This window comes from Kitasatospora sp. NPDC089509 (genome assembly GCF_044749365.1).
GTDB lineage: Bacteria > Actinomycetota > Actinomycetes > Streptomycetales > Streptomycetaceae > Kitasatospora.
On record NZ_JBIVHS010000003.1, the window covers coordinates 273453 to 285567 of the forward strand.

Sequence of the window (12115 nt, forward strand, 5' to 3'; positions counted from 1 at the left end):
ACTGCGGCTCATGTCACTGCGCCGGCCGGGAACGGACCCCGATCCGTAGCCCTTGACGGCGACCCCGGGGGGCGGCAGGGAACCAGCCCGTGCGTGGCCCGTACCGGGAAGTGCTCACAACGGGTGCCCCGCCGGGGTGACCTGGGCGGGCCCGTCGGCCGCAGCCGGTCCCATCGGCAGATGGATCCGGTGCGATCGGTTATGGTCTGTGGGCTGCGCGGCTCGCGTTGGCATGGACGGGACAGGCTCGGCATTGTCGACCGGATCCAAGGGAATCAGGACGGCAGGGCGGAGCGTGGGCGTGATCCGGGGTGTGGTGGTCGACGACGAGTCGCTGATCCGGTCGGGCTTCCGCCCGATCCCGGACGCCGCCGAGGACACCGAGGTCGTGGCCTCCGTCCCGGGCGGTCGGGCCGCCCTGCGGGCGCAGCGGGCCGGGCTGCCGGCTGCCGGGGGCGCTCGATGAGCAGGATCGGCGCGGCTGTCGCTTCGATGCGTCGTGCGGTGAGCCGGAACCGGTACCGGCTCGGAAGGTCGGTGCCGCTGTGGGTCGTGGACGTACTGCCCACGGTGGTGCTGTTGTCCGTGCAATGGTCCGTCCAGCTGTTCAACGCCTGGCTCCAACTCGACTCGCGTTACCACTTCATCGGCTTCAACCCGAGGGTCCAGGCTGTCGAGTCCCTGATGGCCCTGGCTCTGCTGCTGCGCAGGCGCTATCCGGTCACGGTGTTCGCCGCCGTCCTCATGGCATCGACCGTGTCCAAGGTCGACGGCACCTTCCCGGTGCTGGTGGCCCTTTCCATCCTCGCGGAACAGTCCCTGCGCAGGGCCCTGGGCGGGGCGACCGCCTATCTGGCCGTGACGTCGTTCGTGTACTGGCACCGCGTCAGCCCCTACGACCTCAGCGCTGATCCCTTGTACGCCTTGACCCTCTCCCAACGGGCCGTGTTCGCCGCCGCGGCGGTCTTCCTGGGCCGTCTGATACAGACCCGGCGGGAACTGGCCCGGAGCATGGCCGAGCTTCGCGAGGCCCAGGAGCACGAGCGCGAGCTGCACGCCCAGGCCGTGCTGGCGCGCGAACGGGCGCAGCTGGCCAGGGAGATGCACGATGTGGTGTCCCACCAGGTGAGCCTGATCGCCGTGCAGGCGGGTGCTCTGCAGGTCGGTGCGAGGAGCGCCGACACGAGGGAGGCGGCGCGGACGATACGGAAGCTGAGCGTCGCGACCCTGGAGGAGCTGCGGCACATGGTCACCCTGCTGCGCGCGGCCGGAAGTCGGGACACCGAGATCACCCCGCAGCCCACCCCGGACCAGCTCGCGGAGCTGGTGGCGGGCAGTGGTCTGGACGCCCGTCTGGTGGGTGAGGTGCCCGGCGACGCCGGTTCGACCGTGCAGCGGGCGGTCTACCGGATCGTCCAGGAGTCCTTGACCAATGTGCGCAAGCACGCCCCCGGTGCCACCGCCGTCGTCGAGATCCGCAGACCGGCAGCGGCGCTGGAGGTGACCGTCTCCAACACGGCCCCCACCCGTCCCGGTCTCCGACTGCCCAGCTCCGGGCACGGACTCATCGGCCTGGGCGAACGTGCCGAGAGCCTCGGCGGCACCCTCGTCAGCGGTCCCACACCCGACGGTGGCTACCGCGTCCACGCCACACTGCCGGTCCCCGTGCCCGTCCCCATCCCTTAACGCTGAACCGCAGAAGCTCCGAGGCGACCGCCGACCGGCCCGACCCGGTCGCTGGCGTGGGTAGGGAGGTGCAGGTCGGCGGCGGCGTCCTCCCAGGGGAGCCCGGCTCGGTGTCGTCCAGCAGCGTCAGTACGGCGGGTAGGTCGCCGCTGGTGGCGGCGGCGAGGATGGCGGTCGGTGGTCCCTTGAACACCGCCCCACGGCAGAATGAGTGTATGGCGACTTGAAGAGCACCGGCCGGACGGAAGTCCTGGCGCAAGAGGGGATACGGCTGGTCAGTCCGCGACGGTGACCGCTGGATCTGCCTCGTGTGCCACGAGCCTGTCCGCTCCTACCAGTACCGTTTCCATCCGCCTGAGTCCTCCCTCTTCGAGCGTTGCGTCGGGTTTGCCTGGTGCTCGGGGTGCCGGATCTACTCGGGCAACGTGGTCCACGTTCCTCGCAAACGTGTTCTGGTCGACGCCCTTGCCCCGCTACCTGCCGATGACCGCGATCAGTTGCTCCGGAAGGAGGCCGCACTGGTCGACTACCTCGACAGTCGAGGCCTCGGCCAGCACTGACCCGAGCCTCCGCCCTGGGCCGTCGTGCTTGGCGCGGGAGTGGGGAGCACGGGCACGGTCGGCCCGTGACGTCCGCGGGTGCCGGCCCCCGGCCCGGGGACACGGGCCCGTCACGGTTCGATGCTTCGCCGCCAGTCCGTGGACCCCCGGCCCACAGCCAGGGCCCACCACCGGAGCACCGACCCGTCATGCCTGCGGAAATTGATCTCGAAGTCGTGTCATCCGTTTTCGGCGGGTGGTGCGTCCAAGGAGTATGAAGCGCGAACCGATGCGCCCGGGGGGCTGCCGATCCGACCCGTTCGACGAGTTCGTCGCGGCGCGGTACCAGGCCCTGCTGCGGGGGGCGTACTTGATCACCGGGAACGTTCACGATGCCCGGGACCTCCTGCACGACGCGTTGGTGCGGGTCTACCCGAAGCGGTCGGTGATCCGGGACGCGGGGGCGGCCGAGGGGTACGTCCGTACGACGATGGTCCGCACCCACGTCTCGCGGTGGCGCCGGACCAGGCGGGAGGAGCTCACCTCCGTGCTGCCGGACCGGCCGGTGGTCCAGGAGAGCGGGTGGGACGACCAGTTGGCGGCGGCGCTGGCCGGGCTGCCGCGGCGGCAGCGGGCGGCGGTGGTGCTGCGCTACTACCTGGATCTGCCGGTCGCGCAGGTGGCGGAGGAACTGGGGTGTTCGCTGCCCACGGCGAAGACGCACCTGGCGCGCGGGATCAAGGCGCTTCGGCAGGAAATGGAACTGGTGAGGGAGTTGGTGGGGCCGTGAGCGCTGAGGCCGCGTTCGAGGAAGAGCTGGCGGGCCGGCTCGCGGAGCGTGCGGCATGGGTCGGTGGCAGCGCGCCGCTGGCCGAGCTGCACGCGGCCGGGCGGCGGCGGGCGCGGCGGCTGGTGGCCGTGCGGGGAGTGGCAGCGGTGGCGGTGCTGGCCGTCGGGGTGGGAGTGCTGACACAGCTGGGCGGCGGTTCCGGGGACTCCCGGACGGGCCCGGCCGGTGCGGGCGTGAGCCTGGTGAGCCCGACGCCGGGAGCGACGCGCCCGGTCGCCGTGATCCTGAGGTGTGCGAACGGGCCCACGGACTGGCGGACGCCGGGCCTGCACCAGCACGGGAAGCAGGTGCTGTCGGACTCCCCGTCGCCGGGTGGGCGCACATCGTCCGGTGCCCCGTCGTCCGGGGTGCCGTCGTCCGGCTTCCCCTCGTCGGGGGCGCCGTCCTCCGGTGGCCCGTCGTCCGACGACCCGTCGTCCTGGCCCACGCTGTCGGGCTCGCCGTCGCCGCTGTCGTACGCCACGACGGCGCAGTCCGATCTGGAACGGGCGGGTCAGGCCATCGAGTACATGGCGATGGCGAGTTACCGCGACCACTACTTCGGCACCTGCCGCGACACGAGCACGAACACGCTCTATCTGATGCGGGTCCCCGGCAGCGGCCTGGATGCGGCGGCGGCCTCGATGGTGACCGAATGGCCGGGGGTGAAGCTGCAGTTCGCCGTCGCGGCCGGTTCGCGTGACGAGCTGTCGGCGCTCGGCGCCCGGATCCGGGGGGACCGGGAGGACTGGCTGGCCAAGGGTGTGGAGATCGAGTCGGTGACGCTCGCCATCGACGGCGCCGGAGTGGTGGTGGACACGCCGCAGTGGCAGACCGCGGCGGCGCAGATCGTGGCGACCTACGGCCCCCGGGTGGCCGAGGTCCGCTGAGGCCCGACGCGAAGGGCTGATGCGAAGGCCTGACGCGAGGCGCCGGCGCCACGCCGACTCGTGAGGAGTACGGCGGCCGGCGGCCCTGAGGAACAACGAGAACACGACCGGCGGGCCGTGCGACGGGCACCCCGCCGTGCCTCGCCATGCCCTGCCGCGCCCCGGCACGCCCCGCCGCGCGAACCATTCCGCCCAGTCGAACGGGAGACCGATGTCCGAGACAGCCGCCGAGGAACCACGCGAACCACGCGAACCACGCGAACCACGCGAACCACGCCGGAACGAAGGACCGCCTCCGGACCGGTCCGACTCGACGGTCCTGGTCCTGACCGCAGTGACGGCGGTGGCCGCCGCGCTCCTGGTCCGGTTCCTGCTGCTGGAGTACGAGTCGCCGGACTGGTACCGCTTCCTCGGCCCCTGGTACCGGTACATCACGGAGCAGGGCGGGTTCCGAGCCCTCGGCAACGTCGACTTCTCGGACTACAACGTCCCCTACCTGTACCTCATGGCCGCGCTCACCTACCTGCCGGTGCCGGCGATGGCGGGCGTCAAGTGCCTGTCGATCCTCTTCGACCTGGCGCTCGCCCACTACACCTACCGCATCGTCGCACTGCAGTCGCCGCACCGGCCCCGGCGGGCGCTCACCGCAGCGGTGATCGTGCTGTTCCTGCCCACGGTCGTGACCAACAGCGGCTGGTGGGCCCAATCCGACGCGGTCTTCACCACGTTCCTGGTGGCAGGCGTCTACCACCTCCTGCGCGACCGGCCCTGGTGGACCTGCTCGTTGTTCGGGATCGCCCTGGCCTTCAAGCTCCAGGCGGTCTTCCTGTTCCCGCTGCTGCTCGTCGCCGTCCTGACCCGGTGGATACCGTGGCGGAGCCTGCTGGCCGTCCCGGCCGCGTACGTGGCACTCGACGTCCCCGCCGTCCTGCTCGGTTCCGACCCCTGGCAGCTGCTGACGGTGTACGTGCGGCAGACGGGGACCTACAAGGACCTCACGCTCAACGCGCCGACGGTCTACCAGTTCGTCTCGGTGCCGTACGGCGAGGAGGACCCGGTGCGCCGGGCGGGTGTCCTGATCGCGGGCCTGCTGGTCCTGGCCCTGATCTGGCCGGCGGTCCGGGCCGTACGGCGCACGAGCCGGGCACGACCGGAGGACCGCACCGCGGGCGACGCGCGCACGGGGCCCACCGCGACGCTGGTCCTGCTGCTGGCCACCGCCTTCGCGATCACGGTGCCGTTCCTGCTGCCGTCCATGCACGAGCGCTACTTCTACGTCGCGGACGTCCTCAGCGTGCTCGCCGCCTTCCAACGGCCGCGCCGGCTCTGGTACCTGCCGGTCCTGGTCCAGCTCTCGTCCTTCGGCAGCTACCTCAAGTTCATCGCGCCCGGCGTGGCGCCGTACCTGTCGATGCCGGCCCACGGCGTGCTGATGCTGCTGGCGCTGATCGCCGTACTCCGGGCCACCGCCCGCGAGTTGGTGATCCACCCGGGTGGTGTTCACGCGCGGTGTCCGGGGCGGACGGTGGGGGAGTCGGGGGAGTCGGGGGAGCCGGGGGAGTCGGCGGCGGGCAGCGGCTGGGTGCCGGTCAGCCAGGCCCGGAGGGTGTTCTTGCGGACCTTGCCGAGTTCGTTGCGGGGGAAGCCCGGTACGGTCTCGACGCGGGTGGGCCAGTACCAGTCGGTCATGCCGCGATCCGCCAGCCAGGCGTGCAGTTCAGCCAGGTCGGGGGCGGTGTGGCCGTCCGCGGGGACGAGGACCGCGCAGGGCAGGTCGCCGTTTTCGGCGGGGTAGCCGACCAGGACGGCGTCGGCGATCGCCGGGTGCTCGCGCAGCTCCGCCTCGACGTCCAGGACGGGGATCATCAGCTGGGTGGTGCCGGAGATCCGGTCGGAGGCCCGGCCCGCGTAGCGCAGGCCGCCCGCGCCGTCCGGGCGCACGAGGTCGCCGGTGGCGAACCAGCCGTCGGTGTCGGCCGGGCGCCACCGGAGGCGGCCGGTGTCGCGGTCGAAGGTGCCCAGGCAGGTGGAGGGGCTGCGCAGTTCGAGCGCGCCGGTGCCGGGGTCCGTGCGCAGTTCGACTCCGGGCATCGGGCGGCCGATGCTGAGCGCGGCCCGTTCGGGCGGGTCGGCGGGGCTGGTGGCGGTGATGCCGGCGGTCTCCGTCGAGCCGAGGGAGTTGACGACGTGCCCGCTCAGCGTCCGGCACAGGAGGTCGACCAGTGCGCGTGAGGGGCCGGCGGCCAGCACGGCCACCGCTTCCCAGGCGGGCAGGTCCCGTGGTCGGCGGAGCTGCTCCTCGGCGAGGGATTCCAGCATGGCCGGTGGGGCGAACGGGGCGCTGGTGCGGTATGTGGCGCACAGGTCGAGCCAGCGGCCGGCGTCCCACGTGTCGCAGTACAGGGCGGCGGTGCGGTGGACGAGCGGTCGCAGGATGCCGTTGCGCAGGCCGACGCCGTGGCTGAGCGGGGTGAGCACCGGGAAGGGCTGCCCCGGTGCCGGGGGCGGGAACGGCAGCGGGCGGCGGACGCCCGCGTACAGGGTGTTCAGGCTGTGGACGACGGCGGTGGCGCTGCCGGTGGTGCCGGAGGTGAAGAGCACCGTCGCGGCCTCGTCCGGCCCGAGGTCGATGCCGTGTGGCGCGGTCCGGGCGGCGGGGTGCGGGAAGTCGTGGCCGAGGACGGCGTGGTGGCGCAACGACGGTGGTTCGGCGGCGGGTTCCGCCGGGGCGTGGAGGTGTCCGGGGGTGGGGGCGCGGTCGGTCGTGACCAGCAGGACGGCTCCGGTCGAGGCCAGTGCCCTGGCCACTTCGCGCCGGCCGAGGCGCAGCGAGATCGGCAGGATCACCGCGCCGACCCGCCAGCAGGCGAGGGTGAGGGCGGCCGTCTCCCACCGGTCGGGCAGTCGGAAGGCCACCACCTCGCCGGGCCGTACGCCCAGTTCGTACAGCCCGCCGGCGAACCGCTCGACCTGCTCGGCGAGTTCGGCGAACGTCAGGGCGGCGGCCCGGCCCTCCTCCGCGCGCCAGTTGACGACCACGCGCTGGTCGGGCAGTTGCTCGGCAGCCTCGCGCAGGTCGTCCAGGAAGGTCGCGTCGCGCCACCAGCCCTGCTCGCGGTAGCGGGCGGCGGTCGCGGGCGGCGGCCGCATGGCGTCGAACGGCTCCGGCACGGTTTCCTGCTCCCTCGGCGGGACGGGGACGATCCCCGGCCACGCCGGCACTCTGACACGGCCGGGCCGACCGGTTCGCCCCCGCACGGCCGCCGGGCACCCGAACGGGTGGACGCGGACGGCCGGTTGACGGTTCGGTGCCCCTCGTCCGGCTGAACTCAGCGATCGGGCGCGGGAGACGGGGTGGCCGTGACGCGCCGGCCGTCCATCATCGTCGGTTGGTGGAGGTTGTCGGTGGAGGTCGTTGGTGGAGGTCGTCGGAGGAGGAGCACATGGGCGGGCCGATCGGTTCCGTGTGGGGCGGGGACCGGCTGGACCTCGACGCCTACCTGGCACGCATCGGGTACGCGGGGGAACGTGCGGCGACACCGGAGGTGCTGCGTGCCCTGCACGCCGCCCACATCGGCTCGCTCGCGTTCGAGGACCTGGAGGTCGTCCTGGGCCGACCCGTCCGGCTCGACCTGGAGTCCGTGCAGGCGAAGATGGTCCGGCGCCGCCGCGGGGGCACCTGCTGCGAGCAGACCCTGCTCTACGCCGCGGCCCTGGAGGCGCTCGGCTTCACCTTCACCGCGACGGCCTCCCGGGTCCGCCTCGGCGAGGAGCGGGTCCGCCTCGGCGAGGGGCGGATCCGCCCGGCCACCCACGTGTCGCTGCGGGTGGAACTCGGCGGCGAGGAGTGGTTCACCGACGTCGGCTTCGGCGCCGAGTGCCTGCTGGAGCCGGTCCGGCTGCGCGACGGCGTGGTCGTGCGGCAGGCCGGCTGGACGTACGGGCTGGTCCGGGAGGCGGGCCCGACCCCCGGCACGGCCGGACCGCTGGTGCTGCGGCGGCTGCGGGGCGACGGCTGGTTCGACCTCTACGCGATCGGCACCGAACCGCGCTTCCCGGTGGACTTCGCCGTCACCAGCCACTTCACCTCCACCCACCCCCGCTCCCCCTTCCACCAGCGGCTGCTGGTCGGAAGGGCGGCGGCGGGCCAGCGGCTCCTGCTGCACAACACCGAACTCACCAGGACGCTCCCGGACTTCACGGAGGAGCGCCGCCAGGTGCCGGCGGGCGAACTGCCGGCGCTGCTGGAGAGGGAGTTCGACATCGTGCTGGGCGCCGAGGACAGCGCCGCGCTCATCGCCTGCTACGAGTAGGAGGTGTGTCGGACGGCCGCTGCTGACGCCCCGGTACGGGGAAGGCGGGGTGGAGGCCGATGGAACCGCTCCTGCCTCGGCCTGTGACCTGCGGGGAGTCGTCGCCGCAGCGGGCCGGGGGCTGTCGTGCAGCAGCCGGTCCCGCGTCCGGACGACGGGGTGGCCGTCGACCGGGCTGTGGAGAGCACGCTTCGGGCGGTGGAGAGCACGCTCCGGGCCGGGCTGCTCGCCACCCGCGTCCCGGGGCGTCTTGCGTGGGCGGAGCGGGCGCCCGAGGATGCTGTGCATGACCGACTGGTTCGGTCGGACTCCGTTGGACCCCCAGGGCGAGCGGCTGGGCCGTGCCGACGACCATCCGGCCTTCGCCGACCGCGGGTACCTCCGCCGCCGGAACGCGATCGTGGCCGCTGCCAAGGGACACCGGGTGGGCGCCCCGTCGCCGTCCGCGGTCTACAGCGATGCCGAGCACGACACCTGGCGCACCGTCCACGCGACCCTGACCAGGGCGCAGGAGGGCCGCGTGTGCCAGGCGGTGGCGCGGGCGCGGGAGGCGGCCCCGATCCCCTGCGGCCACGTGCCGCAGCACGAGGAGATCTCGGACCGGCTGCAGCCGCTGGGCGGATTCCGCTTCACGCTGGCCGGCGGGATCGTGCCCAACAAGCGGTTCCTGGGGGCCATGGCGGACGGCTACTTCCACGCGGTGCAGTACGTCCGCCACCCGGCGATGCCGCTGTACACGCCGGAGCCGGACATCCTGCACGACGTGTTCGGCCACGGAACCCACCTGTGCGATCCGTGGTTCGCCGATCTCTACCGCACCGTCGGCCGCGCCGCGGCCCGCGTGGAGTCGGCGGACGCCCTGGACCTGATCAGCCGCGTCTACTGGTTCACCCTGGAGTACGGCGTCGCCTGGGAGGCGGGCCGCCCCAAGGCGTACGGCGCCGCGTTGCTGTCCTCCTACGGAGAACTGGGATGCTTCACCCGGGCCGACATCCGGCCGTTCAGCATCCCCGAGCTGGTCCGCGTTCCCTACCAGGTCGCCGGCTACCAGCCGGTCCTCTTCGCCGTCGACTCGCTACCCCGCCTCGCCGAACTCCTGCACGGGTTCCTCGACGACTTCGACGAGGACACCGGCGCCCGCCACGGCCTGCCACCGCTGCGTGAGCGCGGATTCATGGCACGCCCCGACCAGCCCGGCGGTGGGGCCGACGGGTGAGAGCCGGCACTCGGGGGATCGAGTGCCGGCTCTCACCGGTGCTGTTTCGGGCGGGGCCTACGAGTGGTGGCTCGGAGGGGCCCAGGCGGGGTTCGGGTGCTGTTCCTGCTGCGGTGCGTACGGCTGGGGGTGGGCGTACGGCTGGGGGTGGGCGTAGGGGTAGGGGTGGGTGTCCGGGTGCTGTTCCGCCTGCGGCGCGTACGGCTGGGGGTGGGCGTAGGGGAACGGGTGGGTGTCCTGGTGCGGCGTGGTGGGCCACGGGGACTGCTGGATGTCCGTGGGGTGCTCGGCGGTGGGGCGGGCGGCCGTGCGGCCCGGGCGGAGGGGCCACCAGAGGGCGCGGCCGAGGAGGGCGGCCAGGGCGGGGACCAGCACGATGGAGAGCACGAACGCGGAGAGCAGGATGCCGACGCCGGTGGCGAAGCCGACCTGCTGGTTGGAGGGTTGCGGGTTCGCGGCGAGGCTGGCGAAGGAGCCGGCCAGGACGAGGCCCGCGGTGGCGATGGCCGGGGCGGTGTGCCGGAGGGCGCGGGCGACTGCGGCCCGGGGCGGGCCGGGCTGTGCCATCTCCTCGCGGATCCGGTCGCTGATCAGGATGTTGTAGTCGGTGCCGAGCGCGACCACGAACAGGAACAGGACCAGGGGCAGCATGAAGTTGACGCCCGGGTTGTCCATCGTGTGCTGGAACAGCAGGGTGGCCGCGCCGAGGGTGGCCGCGAAGCCGAGGCCGACGGAGAGCATCAGGATCACCGGTGCGAGCAGGCTGCGCAGCAGCAGGAGGAGGATCACCCCGATCAGTACCGCCGCGACCGGGAAGACCAGCCGCAGGTCGTGGCTGGCGGCGGTGGAGACGTCGGCGAAGACGGCCGCGGTGCCGCCGACGTGGGCGGTCAGGTCGGCGGGGGTGTGCTGGGAGACGGCGGCGCGGAGCGGGCCGGAGACCAGGTCGCGGGCCCGCTGGGACTGCGGGTCCTCGGTGAGGAAGAGGTCGATCCGGGCGGCCTGCTTGTCCTCGCTCAGGACCGGCTTGGCCACCTGGCCGACGCCGGCGACCCCGGTGAGGTGCCGGGTCAGGCCGTCCAGGGCTGCGGGGGAGAGCGGGCCGGCGTTCTTGGTCTGGACGTAGACGCTGGTCGGGTCCGCGACGCCGGCGGGCAGGGCGTGGGAGATCTCCTGGGCGGTGGTCTGGGACGCGGTGCGCGGGCCGCCGCCCATGCCGTAGTCCATCTTGATCCCGGCCAGCCCGGCGGCCAGGGCGCCCAGGAGGGCGAGCGAGGCGAGGGCCATGGCCAGCGGCCGGCGGGTCACCAGGTCGGCGAAGCGGGCCGTGGCGCCGGGGCGGGGTTCGGCCGCGAGGGCGCGGGAGGGCCAGAAGAGCTTGCGTCCGCAGGCCGCGAGCACGGCGGGCATCAGGGTGAGGCTGGCCAGCAGCATGACCAGGACCGAGACCGCGACGGCCGGGCCGAGCACCCGGAACTGGCCGAAGCTGGCGACCCCGAGGGTGGCGAAGGCGGCGACGATGGTCAGCGCGGCCGAGGTGATCGCGGTGCCGACCTTCTGGCCGACCTCGGCGGCGGTGGCGCGGTGGTGGCGGTCGGGTCGGGCCCGCAGCTGCTCACGGAAGCGGAACATCAGGAACAGGAAGTAGTCGATGCCGATGCCTATGAGCACCACATTGATCAGGCTCGGTACGGAGGGGGAGAGCTTGATGCCGGTGAGCAGTGAGGTGCCGACGATCGCGCCGCCGGCCACGCCGCCGATGAGGGCCACCGAGAGCAGCGGCAGCAGGGCGGCCAGGACGCTGCGGAACACCAGGATGTGGAGCAGCACGATCAGGGCGGCGGAGGCGGCGCCGGCGATGGTCGCGAGGGTCTTCCCGTCGTCGCCGGAGTCGACCTGGTCGGCGAGCGGGCCGGTGAAGCCGGTGCGCAGGCCCTGCGCGGCGAATTCAGCCCGGGCGTTGTCCCGGAACGCCCGGTAGGTGTTCTCCAGGCCCGGGTCGGCGGGGTTCCCGGTGAGGTTGGCGGAGAGCAGCTCGAAGGTTCCGTCGGGCGCCGTCATGGCCGGGCCGACCTGGGGGATCTGCGAGTAGTCCTTCTGGAAGGGCGCCGCGTCCTTGGGCTTGGGCATGGTGACCTTGAGGCGGCTCAGCCGCTTCGTCCCGGCGTCGATCTGCTCGTGGTCCGCGGGGGTCAGTGCCCGGCCGTCGGTCCGGGCGACCAGGACGGTCACCGGGTTGGCGTCGGGGTTCGTCCCGAAGCGGTCGTGGGCGATCTGCATCGCCGCGGCCGAGTCGTAGCTCTTCGGCAGGAAGTCGGCCGTCTGCGTCTCGGTCACCCGGTAGATCAGGGTCTGGCTGAGGACGGTCAGGAGTAGTCCCAGGACCGTCCATACGGTGATCACTTTCCACGGATTCCTGGTGGAGAATCCGGTCAGGGCGCGGATCACGATGTTCCTCCGGCTGTGGTGCAGAGTGCGGGGTGCGGGGTGCGGTAGCCGGGGGGTTCCGGCGCATCTCCAGACCATCACGGTGACCTGGGCGTTCTCGTCCGAGCGGGGAAGGAGAACGCTGTCGGGACCTGGGCCCGGTCCACGGCCCCGACCAGGACCAGGGGCCTGGTCGGGGATCGGCCCGGGGTGCC

At 72.9% G+C, this 12115-nt stretch carries 8 protein-coding genes and 1 pseudogene; 7 read left to right on the forward strand and 2 right to left on the reverse strand.

What is annotated here, in order from left to right; translation table 11 throughout:
- Window positions 1-301 precede the first annotated feature (301 nt).
- The 5 genes and pseudogenes from ACIP4P_RS07530 to ACIP4P_RS07550 all read left to right on the forward strand — a co-directional run.
- Window positions 302-466, forward strand: a complete 165-nt coding sequence (locus ACIP4P_RS07530) for a hypothetical protein (RefSeq protein WP_400915716.1) — start codon at window positions 302-304, stop codon at window positions 464-466.
- 38 nt (window positions 467-504) lie between these two features.
- Complete coding sequence (locus ACIP4P_RS07535) at window positions 505-1686, forward strand: sensor histidine kinase (RefSeq protein WP_400915718.1); 1182 nt, start codon at window positions 505-507, stop codon at window positions 1684-1686.
- 813 nt (window positions 1687-2499) lie between these two features.
- A complete protein-coding gene (locus ACIP4P_RS07540; RefSeq protein ID WP_350512384.1) occupies window positions 2500-3015 on the forward strand; it encodes a SigE family RNA polymerase sigma factor in 516 nt (171 codons plus the stop codon).
- Window positions 3012-3944, forward strand: coding sequence for a hypothetical protein (locus ACIP4P_RS07545; protein ID WP_400915720.1), 933 nt, complete (start codon window positions 3012-3014; stop codon window positions 3942-3944). The genes ACIP4P_RS07540 and ACIP4P_RS07545 overlap by 4 nt, the downstream gene beginning before the upstream one ends.
- 211 nt (window positions 3945-4155) lie before the next feature.
- A pseudogene (locus ACIP4P_RS07550) lies at window positions 4156-5079 on the forward strand (glycosyltransferase 87 family protein); the annotation flags it as partial.
- A gap of 365 nt (window positions 5080-5444) precedes the next feature.
- On the opposite strand, the gene ACIP4P_RS07555 reads toward ACIP4P_RS07550, so the two are convergent.
- A complete protein-coding gene (locus ACIP4P_RS07555) occupies window positions 5445-7115 on the reverse strand; it encodes an AMP-binding protein (protein ID WP_400915721.1) in 1671 nt (556 codons plus the stop codon).
- A gap of 272 nt (window positions 7116-7387) precedes the next feature.
- On the opposite strand from ACIP4P_RS07555, the gene ACIP4P_RS07560 reads away from it, so the two are divergent.
- Together ACIP4P_RS07560 and ACIP4P_RS07565 are read left to right on the forward strand one after the other, a co-directional pair.
- The gene (locus ACIP4P_RS07560) at window positions 7388-8257 is read left to right on the forward strand and encodes an arylamine N-acetyltransferase (RefSeq protein WP_400915723.1); all 870 of its coding nucleotides are present in this window, start codon (window positions 7388-7390) and stop codon (window positions 8255-8257) included.
- 286 nt (window positions 8258-8543) lie between these two features.
- Window positions 8544-9473 (forward strand): phenylalanine 4-monooxygenase, encoded by a 930-nt coding sequence (locus ACIP4P_RS07565; RefSeq protein ID WP_400915725.1) that lies wholly within the window; start codon window positions 8544-8546, stop codon window positions 9471-9473.
- Window positions 9474-9530: 57 nt separating this feature from the next.
- On the opposite strand, the gene ACIP4P_RS07570 is transcribed toward ACIP4P_RS07565, so the two are convergent.
- Window positions 9531-11876 (reverse strand): MMPL family transporter, encoded by a 2346-nt coding sequence (locus tag ACIP4P_RS07570; protein WP_400915727.1) that lies wholly within the window; start codon window positions 11874-11876, stop codon window positions 9531-9533.
- Window positions 11877-12115: the final 239 nt, after the last annotated feature.